General features: G+C 69.7%; 19 protein-coding genes. 15 read left to right on the plus strand and 4 right to left on the minus strand.

Going from position 1 to position 17,806, the window contains the following annotated elements; genetic code table 11:
* The first annotated feature begins 45 nt into the window (after positions 1–45).
* The 13 genes from ABZT49_RS29500 to ABZT49_RS29560 all read left to right on the plus strand — a co-directional run bounded on the left by ABZT49_RS29500 (position 46) and on the right by ABZT49_RS29560 (position 10,302).
* On the plus strand, positions 46–1,308 hold the full coding sequence (locus ABZT49_RS29500) for a flagellar hook protein FlgE (RefSeq protein WP_355291483.1): 1,263 nt from the start codon (positions 46–48) through the stop codon (positions 1,306–1,308).
* Positions 1,309–1,339: 31 nt separating this feature from the next.
* Entirely contained in the window at positions 1,340–2,797 is a 1,458-nt protein-coding gene (flgK, locus tag ABZT49_RS29505) for a flagellar hook-associated protein FlgK (RefSeq protein ID WP_355291485.1), read from the plus strand.
* Positions 2,798–2,834: 37 nt separating this feature from the next.
* Positions 2,835–3,875, plus strand: a complete 1,041-nt coding sequence (locus ABZT49_RS29510; RefSeq protein WP_355291487.1) for a flagellar hook-associated family protein — start codon at positions 2,835–2,837, stop codon at positions 3,873–3,875.
* Positions 3,876–3,951: 76 nt separating this feature from the next.
* The gene (gene flaF / locus ABZT49_RS29515; RefSeq protein ID WP_355291489.1) at positions 3,952–4,299 is read left to right on the plus strand and encodes a flagellar biosynthesis regulator FlaF; all 348 of its coding nucleotides are present in this window, start codon (positions 3,952–3,954) and stop codon (positions 4,297–4,299) included.
* A gap of 8 nt (positions 4,300–4,307) precedes the next feature.
* Entirely contained in the window at positions 4,308–4,847 is a 540-nt protein-coding gene (flbT, locus tag ABZT49_RS29520) for a flagellar biosynthesis repressor FlbT (protein ID WP_355291630.1), read from the plus strand.
* A complete protein-coding gene (flgD, locus tag ABZT49_RS29525; protein WP_355291491.1) occupies positions 4,848–5,267 on the plus strand; it encodes a flagellar hook assembly protein FlgD in 420 nt (139 codons plus the stop codon).
* A 47-nt stretch (positions 5,268–5,314) separates the two neighbouring features.
* Positions 5,315–5,581, plus strand: coding sequence for a flagellar biosynthetic protein FliQ (locus tag ABZT49_RS29530; RefSeq protein WP_355291493.1), 267 nt, complete (start codon positions 5,315–5,317; stop codon positions 5,579–5,581).
* A 151-nt stretch (positions 5,582–5,732) separates the two neighbouring features.
* On the plus strand, positions 5,733–7,820 hold the full coding sequence (gene flhA / locus ABZT49_RS29535) for a flagellar biosynthesis protein FlhA (protein ID WP_355291495.1): 2,088 nt from the start codon (positions 5,733–5,735) through the stop codon (positions 7,818–7,820).
* On the plus strand, positions 7,817–8,572 hold the full coding sequence (gene fliR / locus ABZT49_RS29540) for a flagellar biosynthesis protein FliR (RefSeq protein WP_355291497.1): 756 nt from the start codon (positions 7,817–7,819) through the stop codon (positions 8,570–8,572). The genes flhA and fliR overlap by 4 nt, the downstream gene beginning before the upstream one ends.
* Positions 8,569–8,994, plus strand: a complete 426-nt coding sequence (locus ABZT49_RS29545) for a hypothetical protein (RefSeq protein ID WP_355291499.1) — start codon at positions 8,569–8,571, stop codon at positions 8,992–8,994. The genes fliR and ABZT49_RS29545 overlap by 4 nt, the downstream gene beginning before the upstream one ends.
* 50 nt (positions 8,995–9,044) lie before the next feature.
* The gene (locus ABZT49_RS29550; protein ID WP_355291501.1) at positions 9,045–9,518 is read left to right on the plus strand and encodes a rod-binding protein; all 474 of its coding nucleotides are present in this window, start codon (positions 9,045–9,047) and stop codon (positions 9,516–9,518) included.
* 5 nt (positions 9,519–9,523) lie between these two features.
* Positions 9,524–9,859, plus strand: a complete 336-nt coding sequence (locus ABZT49_RS29555; protein WP_355291503.1) for a flagellar protein FlgN — start codon at positions 9,524–9,526, stop codon at positions 9,857–9,859.
* Positions 9,856–10,302 (plus strand): hypothetical protein, encoded by a 447-nt coding sequence (locus ABZT49_RS29560; protein WP_355291505.1) that lies wholly within the window; start codon positions 9,856–9,858, stop codon positions 10,300–10,302. Before ABZT49_RS29555 ends, ABZT49_RS29560 begins: the two co-directional genes overlap by 4 nt.
* A 259-nt stretch (positions 10,303–10,561) precedes the next feature.
* Here ABZT49_RS29560 and ABZT49_RS29565 read toward each other — a convergent pair whose 3' ends face one another.
* Together ABZT49_RS29565 and ABZT49_RS29570 are read right to left on the minus strand one after the other, a co-directional pair.
* Positions 10,562–12,019: a DegQ family serine endoprotease gene (locus ABZT49_RS29565; protein WP_355291507.1), complete on the minus strand. Its 1,458-nt coding sequence runs from the start codon at positions 12,017–12,019 to the stop codon at positions 10,562–10,564.
* A gap of 34 nt (positions 12,020–12,053) precedes the next feature.
* Positions 12,054–13,304, minus strand: a complete 1,251-nt coding sequence (locus tag ABZT49_RS29570; protein WP_355291509.1) for a glycosyltransferase family 4 protein — start codon at positions 13,302–13,304, stop codon at positions 12,054–12,056.
* Between the two features lie 145 nt (positions 13,305–13,449).
* On the opposite strand from ABZT49_RS29570, the gene ABZT49_RS29575 reads away from it, so the two are divergent.
* Positions 13,450–13,629, plus strand: a complete 180-nt coding sequence (locus tag ABZT49_RS29575; RefSeq protein WP_355291511.1) for a hypothetical protein — start codon at positions 13,450–13,452, stop codon at positions 13,627–13,629.
* Positions 13,630–13,873: 244 nt separating this feature from the next.
* Here the strand turns inward: ABZT49_RS29575 and ABZT49_RS29580 are convergent, their stop codons facing one another.
* Positions 13,874–15,550, minus strand: a complete 1,677-nt coding sequence (locus tag ABZT49_RS29580; protein WP_355291513.1) for an acyl-CoA dehydrogenase family protein — start codon at positions 15,548–15,550, stop codon at positions 13,874–13,876.
* 109 nt (positions 15,551–15,659) lie between these two features.
* The gene (locus ABZT49_RS29585) at positions 15,660–16,430 is read right to left on the minus strand and encodes a glucose 1-dehydrogenase (RefSeq protein WP_355291515.1); all 771 of its coding nucleotides are present in this window, start codon (positions 16,428–16,430) and stop codon (positions 15,660–15,662) included.
* 330 nt (positions 16,431–16,760) lie between these two features.
* On the opposite strand from ABZT49_RS29585, the gene ABZT49_RS29590 reads away from it, so the two are divergent.
* The gene (locus tag ABZT49_RS29590; protein WP_355291517.1) at positions 16,761–17,750 is read left to right on the plus strand and encodes an ABC transporter substrate-binding protein; all 990 of its coding nucleotides are present in this window, start codon (positions 16,761–16,763) and stop codon (positions 17,748–17,750) included.
* The last annotated feature ends 56 nt before the right edge of the window (positions 17,751–17,806 follow it).

Consider the following 17,806-nt stretch of genomic DNA (forward strand, 5'->3'; position numbering starts at 1 on the left):
CTGCCTGCGTCCCATTCGAAGCATTTTGACGAACGAGGTCCCGCAATGAGTCTCATCGGCGTGCTCCGCTCCGGTGTCTCGGGCATGAATGCCCAGTCCAACCGCATCTCGACGGTGGCGGAGAACATCCAGAATTCCGGCACGACGGGCTACAAGCGCAGCTCGACGGAGTTCTCCTCGCTGCTGATCGCCGATACCGGGACCGGCAACTACAATTCCGGCTCGGTCAATACGACCGTGCGGCGCACGGTGAGCGAGGGCGGCACCATCAACGCCACGACCTCGAAGTCCGACCTCGCGATCGACGGCAACGGCTTCTTCGTCGTCAACGACCCGTCCGGCGCGCCGCTCCTGACCCGCGCCGGCAACTTCAAGATCGACGCCACCACCAACACCTTCACCAACGCCGCCGGCATGACCCTGATGGGCTACAGCCTGCTCGACGGCGAGCCCTCGACGACCCTCAACGGCGTCGCCGACATGGTTCCGATCAGCCTCGCCTCGGTCAGCAGCCGGGCGACGCCGACCACCAAGGGCACCCTGTCGGGCAAGCTTCCGGTCGACGCGAACGCAGCCGCCATCGGCCAGTACTCGAAGAAGTACTCGCTCGTGACCTACGACAACGTCGGCAAGGCGCGGACGGTCGACATCTACGTGGCGAAGAACGCGAACGACACCTGGACGGTCTCGCTCTACGACGCCGCCGCCAACCCGACGCCCGCGGGTACCACCCCGGCCCTGCCGGCCGGCACGCCGCTGGCGAGCACCACGCTCGGCTTCGACGCCCAGGGCAAGATCACCGGCACCGGTGCCGCGGCAGGCCCCTATACGGGCCCGAAATCCATGACCCTGACTGTCCCGGGCGGTCAGAGCATGGCCCTCGACCTCTCCGCCATGACCCAGCTCGCCGGCGACTACGCGGTGGACGGCAAGGCCAACGGCCAGGCGCCGGCCGCGGTGACCGGCACATCGTTCGACGCGGACGGCACCGTCTACGCCAATTTCGACGACGGCACGCGCCTCGCGGCCTTCAAGATCCCGGTCGCCACCGTGCCGAGCGCCGACAACCTCGAGCCACGCTCCGGCAACGTCTACCGGCCGACGGTCGATTCCGGCGCGATCCAGGTCGGCTTCGCCAGCCAGGGCGGCCGCGGCAGGATCCTGTCGGGCTCCCTCGAGCAGTCGAACGTCGACGTCAGCACCGAGCTCACCGCGATGATCGAGGCGCAATCGACCTATACCGCGAACTCGAAGGTGTTCACGACCGGCAACGAGATGCTCGACACCCTGATGAGCCTGAAGCGGTAGCGGCCGAAGAACAGTCATCCGGAGCTGACAGATGGGCCTCTCGCTCGCGCTCAACTCGGCACGCTCGGCGCTCCTCGCGACGTCGAGCCAGATCGCCACCACCGCCCGCAACACCGCGGGGGCGAACGACCCCGGCTACTCGCGCAAGGTCGTCAGCCTGGTGAGCGGTGCCGGCGGGACCACCGTCGTCGTGACCCGCGCGAGCGATGCGGCCCTGTTCACCCGCAAGCTCTCGGCGGCCTCGGCCGCCGCCGAGGGCCAAGCCCTCCTCGACGGCCTCACCGCCCTGTCGAAGACGGTCGGCGACACCAGCGACGCGGGCTCGCCGGCCGCACGGCTCGGCGCCTTCAACGCGGCGCTCCAGGCCGCCGGCAACCGCCCGGACGACGCCGTCCTCGCCCGGAATGCGATCGAGAGCGCCCGCGACCTCGCCACGAGCCTCAACAGCGCGGCGGAGGCGGTTCACGGCGCCCGCCTCCAGGCCGACCAGGGCATGGCGGACTCGGTCGCGCGGATCAACGACCTGCTCGGCCAGTTCGACCTGGCCAACAAGGCGGTGATGCGCGGCACGGCGAGCGGCCAGGACGTCAGCGACAGCCTCGACGACCGCGACCGCATCCTGTCGCAGCTCTCGGCCGAGATCGGCATCTCGGTCTCCGACCGGCCGGGCGGCGACATGGCGATCACCACCGACAGCGGCGTGGCTTTGTTCGACCGGGGCGCCCGGACGGTGAGCTTCACCCCGACGGCGGCGTTCTCCGCCGGCACGGTCGGTGCGGCCGTGATGGTCGACGGGGTGCCGGTCACCGGGGCCAGTTCCCCGATGCGCCTCGCGAGCGGGCGGCTCGCCGGCCTCGCGTCCTTGCGCGACGAGGCGGCCGTCACCTACGAGAACCAGCTCGACGCCATCGCCGGCGCCCTGGTCGACACCTTCAAGGAGGCCGATACCCGCAGCGCTCCGGCCTATGTCGGGCCGAAGGCCGGCCTGTTCACCGCGGGCTCCGGCGGCACCCTGCCGGGCTCGGTCGCCGGGCTCGCCGGCCGCATCGCGCTCAACGCCGCCGCCGACCCGCAGGCGGGCGGCATTGTCACCGCCCTGCGCGACGGCGGCATGAACGGCAGCGCCTACCGGTCCAACCCGGGCGGCGACGCGGCCTATGCCGAGCGCCTGCGCGCCCTGACCGACGGGCTCGCGACGGCGCGCAGCTTCACCCCGGGTCCGCCGCTGAACGAGACCGCGACGCTCGCGGGCTTCGCGGCGGATTCCGCCGGCTGGCTCGAAGCGACCCGCAAGGCCGCGTCCGGCGAGGTCGATTACCAGAAGACCGTGCTCAGTCGGGCGACGGACGCCCTGTCGAACGCCGTCGGCGTCAACGGCGACGACGAGACCGCCCAGATGCTGCAGCTGCAGCGCTCCTACACCGCCTCGGCCAAGATCCTGACCATGGTGGATACCCTGCTCCAGACCCTCCTGACCGCGATCCGGTGAGTCCTCCCGGCCCCCGCAAGACAGAGCCCTGCCCGCCATGATGACCACGAGCTACATCTCCAGCCTGAGCCTGTGGAACGCGCCGCGGAGCGCCACGGCCCGGCTCCAGACCGAGCTGGCCAACGCGAACCAGGAAGTCGCCGGGGGACGCTACGCGGATGTCGGCCTCGCCCTCGGCGGCCAGGTCAGCCGCAGCCTGTCCCTGCGCCAGAGCGCGGCGGAGATCACCTCCCTCAAGGACAGCAACGGCCTCGCCGCGCTGCGCCTCGGGACGAGCCAGACCGTCCTGCAGCAGCTGCAGAAATCCGCCGACGCGCAATTCGCCAGCCTGACCGGCCTGCCGGCGGACAAGCGCGTCGCCGCGATGGCGGCCTCGGCCGGCGACACCCTCGCGTCGCTGACGGGCTTGCTCAACTCCTCGGCGAGCGGGCAGGCCCTGTTCTCCGGCATCAACACCGGCGTCCAGCCGATCCGCGACGGGGCCGTGGCGGCTGCGACGACCGCCGCGACGACGGCGTTCCAGGCCGCCTTCGGCTTCCCGCCGAATGATGCCCGGGCCTCTACCCTGACGGCGTCGCAGATCAAGGGCTTCCTCGAGGGGACGCTCGCGGCCCAGTTCGCCGACCCGAACTGGGGCACCACCTGGTCGCAGGCCTCGGACACGGCCGTGGCCAGCCGGATTTCGCTGGGCGAGACCGTCACCACCTCGGTCAGCGCCAACGGAACGGCGTTCCGCCAGCTCGCGCAGGCCGCGATCGTGTCGGGGCTCGGCCTCGCCGGCCTCTCGGCCGACGCCCAGGCTGTCGTCTCCGACCGGGCGATGGGCCTCCTGAGCCAGGCCAGCACGGGGCTGGTCTCGCTCCAGGCCGATCTCGGCCGCAGCCAGTCGCGGATCACCGACGCCAATGCCCGGCTCGACGCGCAATCCGCCCGCATCAAGACGGAGATCGCCGCCCTCGAAGAGGTCGACCCGATCGAGGCCCAGACCCGGTTCTCCGCCGCCAAGACCCAGCTCCAGATGTCCTACTCGCTCACCGCGCAGATCCAAGAGCTGTCGCTCCTGAAATACGTCGCGTAAGCGCCCTGCGACCCGCCGTCCGCTCCCGCGCCGCGTCCAGACGCGCATGACACCAGACCGACGAGGCATCGGCCCGATGTATCGCTTTTCCTATTCCGAGATCCTGGAGGACGCGCCCGAGGTCGGCCGCGAGCGCGAGCGCGCCGCCTTCGACCGGGCCCTCACCCTTCTGCGCGACGTCGAGGCCCGCGGCCTCGCCGGGCCGGAGCGGACCGCCGCGGTCGGCTACGTGCAGGATCTGTGGAACATCCTGATCGCCGACCTCCTGGGTCCCGACAATGCCCTGCCCCCCGCCCTGCGCGACGACCTCGTGTCGATCGGCGCCTGGACCATGCAGGAGGCGGGCGCCGTGCTGAGTTCGCCCGAGCGCAGCCTCGCCGCGCTGATCGAGGTGAACACCTCGATCCGCGACGGGCTCCGGTGAGCCGCGCCATGCGCCTGTCGCTGCGCGCCGGAGAGCGGATCTACATCAACGGTGCCGTGCTGCGGGTCGACCGGAAGGTCGCGGTCGAGCTTCTGAACGACGCGACCTTCCTGCTCGAGAGCCACGTGCTGCAGGCCGAGGACGCGACGACGCCTTTGCGCCAGCTCTACTTCGCCGCCCAGACCATGCTGATCGATCCCGGCCAGACCGCGGCGGCGCGGGCGCTCTACGACGGCCTCCGCGACGGCCTCCTGGCGGCGACCGGCGAGACGGTCCTGCGCGACGGGCTCGCCGCCGCCCATGCGCTCGTCGAGGGCGGCCGCCTGTTCGAAGCCTTGAAGCTGATCCGCGGGCTCTATCCCCTTGAGGCGGCCCTGATGAGCGCCGGGGAAACGCCTGCCGCCCCGGCGCCGGGCCCGGGCCTGACCGCCCTCGCCCGCCGGACCCGCCTGCCCGAGCGGTCCCGCGAGCGCGCCACCGTGCGGTCCCCGGCGGTGAGCCGCCGCGCCGCTTCCGCCGCCCTGCCCGCCCGAGACCCGGAGGCCTGAATGACCGTCGACATCACCAACAGCGCCACATCGAGCTCGGGCACCACCGCGACCGCGGCCGCCGCCAAGGCCGGCAGCTCGTTCGCCGCGAAGATGAACTCGGACACCTTCCTGACGCTGCTGATGGCGCAGCTCAAGAACCAGGATCCGACGAAGCCGATGGACTCGACCGAGTATGTCGGCCAGCTCGCCACCTTCTCGCAGGTGGAACAGGCGACGAAGACCAACACGAAGCTCGATTCGCTGCTCGCTTCGAGCTTCCTCGATCAGGCCGACACGGTGATCGGCCGCACCCTCACCTCGGCCGACGGTACCCAGACCGGCACCGTCCAGTCGGTGCGGGTGACGGCCGATGGGGCGCTGGCGCGGCTGACCAGCGGCCAGGACGTGCTGCTGACCTCCGGCGTCGTGATACAATAGGCCGGCGTTTCCGGAGCGCGCCCCGGAGATCCCTCAAGGAGCCCCTCATGAACGAGGTCGACGCCCTCGAACTCGTCCGCGCCGCGATCTGGACGGTGATCGTCGCCGCGGGCCCGGCGGTCGGTGCCGCGATGCTGGTCGGCATCGCGGTGGCGCTCCTGCAGGCCCTCACCCAGGTCCAGGAGGTCACCCTGACCTTCGTGCCGAAGATCGTGGTGATCCTGCTCGTCCTCCTCGTCACCGGCACCTTCGTCGGCGGACAGATCCACGCCTTCGCGGAGGCCGCCTACGGGCGGATCGCGACGGGATTCTGAGCCTCCGTGCGACGCTCGCCGATCACCGTCGCGGTTCGCCGTGGCGTCGGCGCAGCGGGCGCTGCGCCAGGACACTGAACGCCCCAACCCCCGCGCAAGCTAGCCGTGGCACACCGGCCCGCGAAAATCCTTCGCGGAGGGTGGTGGGATCATGGCGGTGGGCGCGGCAGTAGCGGTCGAGCGCAAGTCGCGGCGGGATTTCGGCTTCGCGGCCGGAATCGTGGCGATCCTGGCGGTGCTGTTCCTGCCGGTGCCGGCGGTTCTCATCGATGTCGGGCTCGCCTTCTCGATCGCCCTGTCGGTGCTGATCCTGATGGTGGCGCTCTGGATCCAGAAGCCGCTCGAATTCTCGTCCTTCCCGACCGTCCTGCTGATCGCCACGCTCCTGCGGCTGGCGCTCGGCATCGCGACGACGCGATTGATCCTGGCCAACGGCCAGAAGGGCGTGGACGCCGCCGGCCACGTCATCCAGGGCTTCTCGCAGTTCGTGATGAGCGGCGACTTCGTGATCGGGATCGTGGTCTTCCTGATCCTGATCACCGTCAACTTCCTCGTCATCACCAAGGGCGCGACCCGCATCGCCGAGGTCGGCGCCCGCTTCACCCTCGACGCGATCCCCGGCAAGCAGATGGCGATCGACGCCGATCTCAATGCCGGGCTGATCGACGACAAGGAGGCGCAGCGCCGACGCCGCGAACTGGAGGAGGAAAGCGCCTTCTTCGGCTCGATGGACGGCGCCTCGAAGTTCGTCCGCGGCGAGGCGGTGGCCTCGCTCATCATCATCGCGGTCAACGTCTTCGGCGGCATCATCATCGGGACGACGCGGCACGGCCTGCCGCTCGGCACCGCCGCCGACATCTTCACCAAGCTCTCGGTCGGCGACGGCCTCGTCTCGCAGATCCCGGCCCTCATCGTCTCGCTCGCCGCCGGCCTCCTGGTCTCGAAGGGCGGCACGCGGGGCACCGCCGAGCAGGCGGTGATCGGCCAGCTCGGCGCCTATCCGCGCGCGCTCCTCGTCGCCGCGGCGATGATGGGCGTGTTCGCCCTCGTGCCGGGCCTGCCCTTCCTGCCCTTCACGGCCCTGAGTGCCCTCCTGTTCTTCATCGCCCGCACCATCCCGCGCCGGCTCCAGGCCCAGGCCAGGGCGGCCGAAGCGAAGGCCAAGGCCGAGGAAATGGTGAAGCAGGCAGAAGCGAAGGAGAAGGATTCGGTCAAGGAATCGCTCAAGACCCCGGAGATCGAGCTCTGCCTCGGCCGCCAAGCCGCCTCGCAGATCCAGGGCTCGCAGGCCGAGCTCGGTCACCGGGTCGCGAAGATGCGGCGCAAGTTCGCCCGCCAGTACGGCTTCGTGGTGCCGGACATCAAGGTCTCGGACAACCTCGCCCTGCCGCCGAAGAGCTACCAGATCCTGATCCACGGCACCGTGGCGGCCTCCCAGGAGATCCGCCCCGGCGAGATGATGGTGGTGGTCGGCGACGGGCCGAAGCCCGACGTGCCGTGCGACGAGGTGCGCGAGCCCGCCTTCGGCCTGAGGGCGCTCTGGGTGATGGATTCCTATGCCGGCGAGGTCCGCCGCGGCGGCTTCGAGCCGATCGACGGCGCCTCGGTGCTGCTGACCCACCTCTCCGAGGTGATCCGCAACAACCTGCCGCAATTCCTCTCCTACAAGGACATGCGCGGCCTGCTCGACCGCCTCGACCCCGAATACAAGCGCCTGCTCGACGAGATCTGCCCGTCGCAGATCTCCTATTCGGGCCTGCAGGCGGTGCTGAAGCTGCTGCTCGCCGAGCGGGTTTCGATCCGCAACCTGCACCTGATCCTGGAGGCCATCGCCGAGATCACCCCGCACGCACGCCGGTCCGAGCAGATCGCCGAGCACGTGCGGATGCGCATGGCGCAGCAGATCTGCGGCGACCTCGCCGAGAACGGCGTGCTCAGCGTGCTGCGTCTCGGGGCCAGCTGGGACCTGTCGTTCCACCAGAGCCTGAAGCGCGACGCCAAGGGCGAGGTGGTGGAGTTCGACATCGACCCGCGCCTCGTCGAGCAGTTCGGCACCGAGGCCGCGGAGGCGATCCGCGCCCGGATGCGGGAAGTGCACGGCTTCGCCCTCGTCACCGCGCCGGACGCGCGGCCCTACGTGCGGATGATCATCGAGCGGATTTTTCCGACCCTGCCGGTGCTCTCGCATCTCGAGATCGCCCGCGGCGTCGAGATCAAGTCGCTGGGCACCGTCTCGTGACGAAGATCGGGCCGGACAGCTTCCTCGCCGTCTTCCTGATCTTCTGCCGCGTCGGCGGCTGCCTGCTCGTCGTGCCGGGTTTTTCCAGCCCGCGGGTGCCGCAGCAAGTCCGGCTCCTCATCGCCGGCGCCGTCTCGCTGGCCATCGCCCCCCTGATCGTGCCGCAATTCGAGCCGCGGCTCGCCGGCCAGGAACCGATACAGACGCTCGCCTGGATCGTCAGCGAGACCCTGACCGGGCTGATGATCGGCTTCCTCGGCCGCATCTTCATCCTGGTGCTGGAGACGGTGATGAACGCGACCTCGACCATGGTGGGTTTCGGCGGCATGCCGGGCTCTCCGGTCGAGGGCATCGATCCAGTTCCGGCGGTCGAGGGGCTGATCTTGCTCACCGCGGCCGCGCTCCTCTTCGCCGCCGACCTGCACTGGGAGCTGTTTCGCGGCCTCGTCGAATCCTACGCCCGCATCCCGCCCGGCGAGGGGCTCGGCTCCCAGCTGATGCTGACCCGGATCGTCGACCAGGTCGCCAGCGCCTTCATGCTGGGCTTACGCATCACCGCGCCGTTCATCATCTACGCGATCCTGGTCAACTTGGCGGCGGGCTTCGTCAACAAGCTCACGCCGTCGATCCCGGTCTACTTCGTCGCCACGCCGTTCGTGATGTTCGGCGGTCTCCTGATGCTCTACTACCTCGCGGGCGAGTTCATGACGCAGTTCCTCCTCGGATACGCGGCCTGGCTGGTGCGCGGATGAGGACGACCGGCGACCGGCTGAAGCGCGCGAAGCGCCTCGTCACCGTGCAGGAGCAGATGCGCCGCGCGGCGGAGATCGAGCTCGCCGCCACCCGCGAACGCGCCGCCGAGATCGAGGCGGACCGTGCGCGGCTGCTCGCCGCCCTCGCCTCCTCCGACCACGGCCCGATGCTGCTGGAGGCGACCGCCCGGCGCCTGCGCGGGCTCGCCACGCAAGCCACCGCGGTCGAGGCGGAGTCCGCCGCGCAGGCCGACGCCGTCCGCGAGCGCGGCCTCGCCCAGAAACGGGCCGAGGCGCTCGCCGAGCGCCGGGCCGACGACCATCGGCGCGAGGCGGACAAGCGCGACGACCTGGAGCGCCTCGACGGCCAAGTGGCCCGAGCGTCCGCGCGTCCCGGACGTCCCGACGCAAGCCTCCCGTAAGCCAGGCCCGTTAAGACCGCGTTGACCCTTCCATCCGGACCCGGCTGCCGATGAGCATCTCCCCGCCCTCCGACATCGTGCTCGACGTGGCCCGGGCCGCCGATCCGTCGCGCTACCAGGAGGCCGCCGCCAAGCTGTCGCAGCCGGGCAGCGCCGGTGCCACCGCCTTCGCCGACGCGGCCCGCGACGTCGGGCTCTCGACCCACATGCCGCTCGACGCCCGCGGCTCCCTCATGAATCTGCAGAACCAGACCGCGCTGACCGGCGCCGGCAGCGACCCCTACAAGAAGTTCGAGGGGCTGGTGCTGCAGCAATTCGTCGAGGCGATGATGCCGGAGAAGTCCGAGACCGTGTACGGCAAGGGCAATGCCGGCGGCATCTGGAAGTCGATGCTGGCCGAGCAGATCGGCACCCAGATCGCCAAGGCCGGCGGCATCGGCATCGCCAAGATGCTGAACGCCGCCCATCCCGGCACTCCGGCCGCCGCGCCAGCGGACGCCGCCAATCCCGCGGCCAAGGTGTGACCGCCATGCTGCTCGCCTGCATCAAGCGGCTCGAAGCCGTCGTCGAGGAGGAGACCGAGGCGCTGGAGGCCCATGCCCCCGCCGACCTCGACGGCCTCAACCGCCGCAAGAGCCAGGGGCTCCTCGAACTCACCCGCCTCACCCGCGGCCTCGACGTCGCGGCGCTCGACGCCACCGTCGGGATCCACCTCGCGCGCCTGCGCGACAAGCTCGCCCGCAACCAGCAGGTCGTCGCCCTGCACCTGCGGGCGCTGGAGGAGATCGACGACACCCTGACGCAGGTCGCGCTGGCCGCGGATTCCGACGGCACCTACTCGGCGCGGACGAGCCCCCGGTCATGAAGATCCTGATCACCGGCCTTTGGATCTGCGCCGTCACCATCGCGTCCTGCTACGGCGCGGTGACCTTCGGCGGCGGCATCTTCTCGAAGAAGACCGAGCCGTACCTGGAGGGCCTGCAGTACCAGAAGCTCGCGCCGATCAACATCCCGATGATCGCCGACGGGCGCGTGCAGGGCTACGTCATCGCCGTGCTGGTCTTCACGGCCGACGCCAAGCTGATGCACACCCTGCCGGTGCCGCCCAACGCCTTCGTGGTCGACGAGGCCTTCCGCCAGATCTACGGCGACACGTCCCTCGATTTCCGAAAATTGGCGAAATACGACATCACCAAGCGGCTGGCCGAGGTGCGGGCGAAGGTGAACGAGCGCCTGGGGGGCGATGTCGTCAAGGATGTGCTGGTGGACGAGATCAATTTCGTCGCGAAGCGGGAAGTGCGGTCGTAGCGGACGACCGGAGCGAACAAAGGGTTCGCGCACCCCGTCTACACCCTCTCGACGTCATCCCGGGGCTCGCCGAAGGCGAGAACCCGGGATCCATAACCGCTGGGGTTTACGGAAAAGGCGAACGGCGTTCTGCTTCATTCTGCGCCGTCGACGTTTATGGATCCCGGGTTCCGCGGCGCGGCCCCGGGATGACGTCGAGGGTGTGATAGTTGGGGGCTGCGACGGCCTGGCATGATGCCGCCGCAGCACTGGCAGCCCCCTACCCCCTGAACACCGAAGTCAGCTGCTGCCCGCCCCGGCTGATCGTCACCTCCCACATCGGGGCGGGGGTGCGAGTCATGCGGTCGAGGTCCTTGGTGGTGGAGACCGGGGCGCCGTTCACCGCCACCACGAGGTCGCCCTTCTGCAGGCCGGCCTGGTTGGCGAGGGTGCCGCTCTCGACCTCGGCGATGATCACGCCGTCGCCCTGCGACTGCGCCGGCAGGTCGAGCTGCAGGTCCTCGGCCACCGCCGGCGACAGGTTGACGGCCGTGGCGCCGAGGAAGGGCGAGCGGGACTTCACCTTCAGGGTGTCGCGGGGTCGCGTCTCCGGCGCGGGGCCGAGGCGCACCGGCACCGTGGTGCGGGTGGCGCCGCGCAGGACCGTGAGCTTGGTCTCGCCCTTGATGCCCTTGAGCGCGAAGCGGTAGCCGAAGGCTTCCGGATCGTCGACCGACTGGCCGTCCACCGCCAGGATGACGTCGCCGCGCTTCAGGCCCGCCTCCTCGGCCGGGCTCTTCGCCTGCATCGAGGCCACCAGCACCCCGGTCGGGTGGTCGAGGCCGACGCTGTCGGCGATGTCCGGCGTCACGTGCTGGAGCCGGGCGCCGAGCCAGGGCCGGCGCACCGTCTTGGCGCCGCCCTTGGCGGTCTCCACCACCGCCTTGACCATGCTGGCGGGGATGGCAAAGCCGATGCCGTGGCTGCCGCCGGACTGCGAGTAGATCGCCGTGTTGATGCCGACGAGGCCGCCATTGAGGTCGACGAGCGCGCCGCCGGAATTGCCCGGGTTGATCGCCGCGTCGGTCTGGATGAAGAACTGGTAATCGGCCGAGCCGACCTGGGTGCGGGCGAGCGCCGAGACGATCCCTTGCGTCACCGTCTGGCCGACGCCGAACGGGTTGCCGATCGCGATCACGAAGTCGCCGACCTGCAGGTGCTCGGAATCGCCGATCTCCATCGGCACGAGGCCGCCGCCCGGGCTCTTGATCTTGAGGATGGCGAGATCGGTGCGGGGGTCGCGCAGCAAGATCTGCGCCTCGAATTCGCGCCGGTCGTTCAGCGCCACCTTCACCTCGTTCATGTTCTCGATGACGTGGTTGTTGGTGACGATCAGCCCCGAGGCGTCGACGATCACGCCCGAGCCGAGGGAGCGCTGCGCCCGCTCCTGCGGCAGGTTCGGGCCCGCATCGCCGAAGAAGCGGCGCAGGAACTCGTCCATGGCGCCGCGATTGGCGGCGCGCTTCTCGACATGGGTGCCGTAGACGTTGACCACGCTCGGCGCCGCGCGCTTGACCAGCGGTGCGAAGGAGAGCTGCACCTGCGCCTTCGATTCGGGAATGGCCCGGTTGTCCTGAAGGGCGCGGAACGGCGGCACCGACTCGGCCTGCGCGGCCGCCGGTCGGGCGACCCCGAGACAGAGCGCGGCGAGCAGCAGGGAGGTCGTCGGGCGGCGCATCGGTATTCGGCTCCTGATGGATCTGGATGCTCTCTCACATGACAGCTTTGCGCTGAAAAGAGGGCGCCTCGGCCGCACCGGCCATCCCCGCGTAGAGGTCGCGCAAGGCGGCGGCATGGGCGGCAAGCGTCATCGGCGCGTTCCAGTAGCGCGCATGGGCCGCTTCGCCGAGGCGGCGCACCAGGGCGTCGTCCCGCAGCCGGCCGAACACCTCGGCGAGCGCCGCGACGTCGGGTGCGACGACGAAGCCGGTCTCACCGTCCCGGATCTTCTCGCCGGCGCCGGCCCGGTCGGAGGCGATCGCCGGGATGCCGGCGGCGAGCGCCTCGTAGATCGTCAGCGGCCCGGTCTCGAGCCAGCGCGCCGGCGCCGCCACGGCGCGGGCCCTGGCTCGCAGCAGCGCCTCGACCTCGGCGGGCGCGCGCCAGCCCGTCACCTCGGCCCCCGGCACGGCACGCAATTCGTCGGCGAGCGGCCCGTCGCCGACGAACAGCGACGGCAGGCCCGCCCGATGCGCTCCTTGCGCCACGAGGTCGGCGCCCTTCTCGCGGGTGAAGCGGCCGACGAAGGCGATCGCGTCGCCGGCCGCCGGATCGGCTGCGGCGGCGCGCGCCACCCGGACCGGGTTGTCGATCCGGTGGTGGCGGAACGGGGCGCCCCGCATCATCGGTTCGAGCCGCGCCCGGCTGCCGTTGGAGACGTGGACGAGGTCGAGGGCCGAGAAGCACCGCGCGATCGCTGCCACTTGCGCCAGGGCGCGGGCCACCCGCACCGCCTTGTGGACCCGCGATTGCGGATCGCACGGCGCCGCGAGGCAGGCGGGCGAGAATGGCCGCAGGCCGCAGGGCTCGGCCTTGTCGAAGCGGTAATAGACGCCGTTCGGGCAGACCATGAAGTAATCGTGCAGCGTGACCGCCACCGGGATCCCGGTGCGGGCGAGCACCGGAAAGATCGCCGGCGAGAGCGCGCGGGTCCATTGGTGCAGGTGCAGCACGTCGGGCCGCGCCGGCAGGGCCGCCAACGCCGCGCCGAGGCGCCGGGCCGCCTCGCGGTTCCAGATCCCCTCGACCGCGCCGCGCCAGGCCGGCCGCTCCCACACGTCGGTGAGGCCCAGGCCCACACGCCGGATGCCCGGATGATCGAGCATCGGGTCGGCCGGCCCGTCGGCCCCGTGGATCAGCGTGACGGCGACGCCGGCCTCGGCGAGGCCGCGGGCGGATTCGATCGCGACCTTCTCGGCGCCGCCCTTCGGTGTGGCGAAATTCGTCAGGATGGCGGCGTGCATGGGAGGGACCCTCTCGTGCCGCGATCCTAGCCCGTGCGGCGCCACCGCCCGGTTAAACGACCAGGCGAACGCAACACGCCGGGGGGCTGCGCGTTAGCCGGGCAGTCCGTCCCTTGGCCGGGACGCCCTATCGGAGGAAGGCCCCATGGGCAACGAGACCAAGACCCCGAACCAGGATCAGGCCGGTTTCCGCGGCGACAGCGCCTCGCCGGAGGACAAGGCGCGGCCGGAGAATCAGCAGAGCAAGCTCAACGAGCGCCTCGACGAGGGGCTGGAGGAGACGTTTCCGTCGAGCGACCCGGTCTCGGTGAAGATCACGAAGTAGGACGGGTTCAGGTTTATCCGTCTTATTTCAGTATAAAGCGCCCCTCCCCTCTCCCGTGTGGGCGAGGGGCTGGGGGTGAGGGTGGAGACGGTGCCGCAATAATCCTGAACTGTCGAGCTGCGCAGCTTTACGGTCGGGACCTCATTCTGAACCCGAGCCACCCTCACCCCTACCCCTCTCCCAAACGGGAGAGGGGATCCCGTGCCCTATTTTTCCAGGAATGGTTTCAGCGAGAGCCCGCCGCTCATTGCACCTCGAGCAGGCGCCGGGCGATGACCTGGGCCTGGATCTCGGCCGCACCCTCGAAGATCGACAGGATGCGGGCGTCGCAGAGCAGGCGGCTCACCGGGTATTCCAGCGCGAAGCCGTTGCCGCCGTGGATCTGCAGGGCGTTGTCGGCCGCCGCCCAGGCGACGCGGGCGGCCAGCAGCTTCGCCATGCCGGCCTCCAGGTCGCAGCGCTTGCCCTCGTCCTTCTGGTGCGCGGCGAAGTAGGTGAGCTGGCGGGCGATCGCGATCTCGACCGCCATCATGGCGAGCTTGTCGGCGACCCGCGGGAACGAGACCAGGGGCTTGCCGAACTGCACCCGCTCCTCGGCGTAGCGCAGGCCGACATCGAGGGCCGACTGGGCGACGCCGACGGCGCGGGCCGCGGTCTGGATGCGGGCCGATTCGAAGGTCTGCATCAGCTGGGCGAAGCCCTTGCCCTCGACCCCGCCGAGCAGGTTGCCCTCCGGCACCGCGAACCCGTCGAAGGCGAGCTCGTACTCCTTCATGCCGCGATAGCCGAGCACCTCGATCTCGCCGCCCGACAGGCCCTCGACCGGGAACGGATCCTCATTGGTACCGCGGGGTTTTTCGCCGAGCAGCAGCGACAGGCCCTTGTGGCCCGGCTCCTCCGGCTTGGTGCGCACCAGCACGGTCATCAGGTCGGCGCGGACCGGGTGGGTGATCCAGGTCTTGTTGCCGGTGATGCGCCAGGTGTCGCCCTCCTTGACCGCCTTGGTGCGTAAGGAAGCGAGGTCGGAGCCGGTATTCGGCTCGGTGAAGACCGCGGTCGGCAGGATGTCGCCGGAGGCGATCTTCGGCAGGAAGCGCTGCTTCTGCTCCTCGGTGCCGCCGCCCAGGATCAATTCCGCTGCGATCTCGGAGCGGGTGCCGAGCGAGCCGACGCCGATATAGGCCCGCGACAATTCCTCCGAGACCACGCACATCGAGATCTTCGGCAGGCCCATGCCGCCATACTCTTCCGGGATGGTCAGCCCGAACACGCCGAGCTCGGCCATCTGGCCGATGATCTCGAGCGGGATGTAGGCGTTCTCGAGGTGCCACTCGTGGGCGTGGGGCGCGACCTCGGCCTGGCCGAAGCGGCGCATCTCGGTGCGGATCGCCTCCATGTCCTCGTCGAGACCGGTCTCGCCCACCGTGGCGGACCCCTGGCCCTCGCGGATCAGCCGCACCAGGGCAGCGCGGTTGGCGGCGGTGTTGCCCTCCGCGATCAGGGTCTCGACGGAGTCCGAGCGGTGGCGCGCGACTTCCTGGGCCTTGAGGCCGAGCGAGGAGGTCGGGCGCACCATCTCGCCCTGGCTCATCGGGATGCCGCCGAAGAGCTGCTCCAGGTACTCGCCGAGGCCGATGCGCACGAGCAGCGTCTCGGTCTCGCCGAGGCGGCCCTGGCCGGCGAGGTGGGCGGCGTAGTTGCCGAGCTGGGTGATCGCCTCGGCGTAGGTCGAGAGCCAGGCGAGGCCGTGGGCGGCGTGCTGCTCGGCCTCCAGGCGCTCGGCCGAGAGGCGGCCGTCGGGCCCGAGCAGGCCGGCGCGCACGCGGCGCGCCGCATCCGCGGCAAGCGCCTTGGCGGCGAGGCCGGCGTCCTGCGCCAGGGTGACGAGATCGGTCGGGGCGGGGGCGGCCTGGGCGGACATCGGTCAGGTCTCCGGTGGTTTTTGCTGCGGCGCATACAAATAGCGGCGAATCGCCGATCTGTAGAGGGGCCGGCCTGCCGCTGGGGTCGGACTTTTTGCGGAACCGCGATTATTGCGCCGTGACGCCGCCGTCGATCACCATCTCGGCCCCGGTGACGAAGCCGGCCTCGTCCGAGGCGAGGTAGGTGGCGAGCCCCGCGATCTCCTCGGCGGCGGCGTTGCGGCCGAGCGGCACCGAGGCTTGCAGGCGCAGGCGCAATTCCTCCGGGCTGTAGCGGCTGCCGACGGCCAGATCGCGCAGCATGTCGGTCTCGGTGAAGCCCGGATGGATCGAGTTGCAGCGCACGCCGTAATTCTGCCGCGCGCAGTGCAGCGCGACCGACTTGGTGAGGAGCCGCACCGCCCCCTTCGAGGCGTTGTAGGCCGCGAGGTTGTGCCCGCCGACGATGCCGGACACCGACGAGAGGTTAATGATCGCCCCGCCGCGGCCGGCCGGCGGCTTCATCGCCCGCACGGCGTGGCGGCAGCCGAGGAAGGTGCCGTCGACATTGACCGCCTGGACCCGGCGCCACTCCTCCAGGGTGACCGACTCGATCGAGCCGACGACCGCGATCCCCGCATTGTTGACCAGCACGTCGAGGCCGCCGTGGCGGGCGACCGTGCGGTCGACGGCCCTGGCCCAGTCCTCGTCCTGGGTCACGTCGAGGGAACAGGGATGGAAGGCCGGATTCTCCGGCGCGACGCGCTCGGCTTCCGCTTCGTCGCGATCGGCGAGGATCACCGCCGCCGCACCCTCGCGGGCGAAGCGCCGCGCGATCGCGAGGCCGATGCCCCGCGCGCCGCCCGTGACCAGGGCGACCTTGCCGGCCAGACGCTGCATCCGGATCCTCCTCCCTCGGCTCCGCCTCTTTTCGGGCGGCCGACGAACGTGGCGCGCCCGACGCGCGCCCGCAAGCCCGCTCGTCGAGACGGTCGGGCGCGGCTGCGCACCCATCGCGCCGCCGAACCCGGAGCTCGGAACTCGCCCGTATCCGGGAAGGCTCGATTCCGTGGATGCGGGTGTCCATGAGCCAGAAAGGCCGCCTCCCGCACCGTATCGTCCCGCATCAGGAACGAAGAGCCAGGCCTGATCGATCATTGTTGCTGCATTTTGCCTGATAATCTAAGATTAAGAGCGAAGGATATCGGCTCTTCGGCAGGGAGCGATGCCATGCGACGGCGCGACTGCATATCCCTCTTAGGAGCATTGACACTGCTGCGGGGAACCACTGCCGAAAGTCGCACGCGGCCGACCGGCCGGCAGGTTGGAATCATCACGGCCTACGCCCCCAACGATACGGAGATACAGCCGCGACTAGATGCCTTCACGCAAACGTTGCTGAATCTCGGCGATCGCGGACCAGGCAATACAAATCTGACAATCAAATCAGCATCAGGCAACATGGATCTGATGAAAGTCTATGCGAGAGAGTTGGTCGAGCAACGCCCCGACGTCATCCTGTCCGCCACCACTCCGGCCACCGCGGCTGTGCTCGCTGAAACGCGGGACATCCCGGTCGTGTTCGTCAGCGTGTCGGACCCCGTCGGAAGCGGATTCGTGAAGAGCTTCTCGCGTCCCGACAAAAATGCGACGGGCTTCGTCAACACGGATCCGGCTCTGTGCGCCAAATGGGTGGAGATCTTGAAAGAGATCGTACCCCACCTGTCGTACGCCGCCATCATGTACAACCCGAGAACTGCGCCCTATTCGCAAGCCTATATCGCGTCGTTCAATCAGGCGGCGCGCGAATTCGACATCGAGCCGGGCGCTCTCCCTGTTGCCAACGAGCAGGATGTCGTGGCGGCCTATCTGGCTGTCGGCCGCAGGGGTGGCGGGATCGTGTTGATGAACGACAGCTTCAACACGAACAATAGACTTCTGATCAACGCCCTGACGCGCGAGCATAAAGTCCCGACGATATCCTACAATCGCCAAATCACTGCCAAAGGTGGATTAATATCCTACGGCGTCGACGAAGTCAACGTCTATACGAAGGCAGCGCACTACATCCATCGCATTCTGCATGGGGAGACGATCGACCAGCTGCCGGTGCAGGCGCCGGAGCTCATCCATTTAACGATCAACATCCAGACGGCGAAGTTGCTGGGGATCACGCTCCCCAAAACCATCCTCGTCCAGGCGCATGAAATTTTCGAGTGACGACCGGAGAGGACTCGGTGAATTCGCGCCGCATGCGAGCGCATCATGAGTCGGAG

This window comes from Methylobacterium sp. EM32 (assembly GCF_040593685.1).
Classification (GTDB): domain Bacteria; phylum Pseudomonadota; class Alphaproteobacteria; order Rhizobiales; family Beijerinckiaceae; genus Methylobacterium.

Coding starts and splice junctions, on each gene's coding strand:
- ABZT49_RS29500 (WP_355291483.1), top strand. CDS start 46: ATGAGTCTCATCGGCGTGCTCCGCTCCGGTGTCTCGGGCATGAATGCC.
- flgK (WP_355291485.1), top strand. CDS start 1,340: ATGGGCCTCTCGCTCGCGCTCAACTCGGCACGCTCGGCGCTCCTCGCG.
- ABZT49_RS29510 (WP_355291487.1), top strand. CDS start 2,835: ATGATGACCACGAGCTACATCTCCAGCCTGAGCCTGTGGAACGCGCCG.
- flaF (WP_355291489.1), top strand. CDS start 3,952: ATGTATCGCTTTTCCTATTCCGAGATCCTGGAGGACGCGCCCGAGGTC.
- flbT (WP_355291630.1), top strand. CDS start 4,308: ATGCGCCTGTCGCTGCGCGCCGGAGAGCGGATCTACATCAACGGTGCC.
- flgD (WP_355291491.1), top strand. CDS start 4,848: ATGACCGTCGACATCACCAACAGCGCCACATCGAGCTCGGGCACCACC.
- ABZT49_RS29530 (WP_355291493.1), top strand. CDS start 5,315: ATGAACGAGGTCGACGCCCTCGAACTCGTCCGCGCCGCGATCTGGACG.
- flhA (WP_355291495.1), top strand. CDS start 5,733: ATGGCGGTGGGCGCGGCAGTAGCGGTCGAGCGCAAGTCGCGGCGGGAT.
- ABZT49_RS29545 (WP_355291499.1), top strand. CDS start 8,569: ATGAGGACGACCGGCGACCGGCTGAAGCGCGCGAAGCGCCTCGTCACC.
- ABZT49_RS29550 (WP_355291501.1), top strand. CDS start 9,045: ATGAGCATCTCCCCGCCCTCCGACATCGTGCTCGACGTGGCCCGGGCC.
- ABZT49_RS29555 (WP_355291503.1), top strand. CDS start 9,524: ATGCTGCTCGCCTGCATCAAGCGGCTCGAAGCCGTCGTCGAGGAGGAG.
- ABZT49_RS29560 (WP_355291505.1), top strand. CDS start 9,856: ATGAAGATCCTGATCACCGGCCTTTGGATCTGCGCCGTCACCATCGCG.
- ABZT49_RS29565 (WP_355291507.1), bottom strand. CDS start 12,019: ATGCGCCGCCCGACGACCTCCCTGCTGCTCGCCGCGCTCTGTCTCGGG.
- ABZT49_RS29570 (WP_355291509.1), bottom strand. CDS start 13,304: ATGCACGCCGCCATCCTGACGAATTTCGCCACACCGAAGGGCGGCGCC.
- ABZT49_RS29575 (WP_355291511.1), top strand. CDS start 13,450: ATGGGCAACGAGACCAAGACCCCGAACCAGGATCAGGCCGGTTTCCGC.
- ABZT49_RS29580 (WP_355291513.1), bottom strand. CDS start 15,550: ATGTCCGCCCAGGCCGCCCCCGCCCCGACCGATCTCGTCACCCTGGCG.
- ABZT49_RS29585 (WP_355291515.1), bottom strand. CDS start 16,430: ATGCAGCGTCTGGCCGGCAAGGTCGCCCTGGTCACGGGCGGCGCGCGG.
- ABZT49_RS29590 (WP_355291517.1), top strand. CDS start 16,761: ATGCGACGGCGCGACTGCATATCCCTCTTAGGAGCATTGACACTGCTG.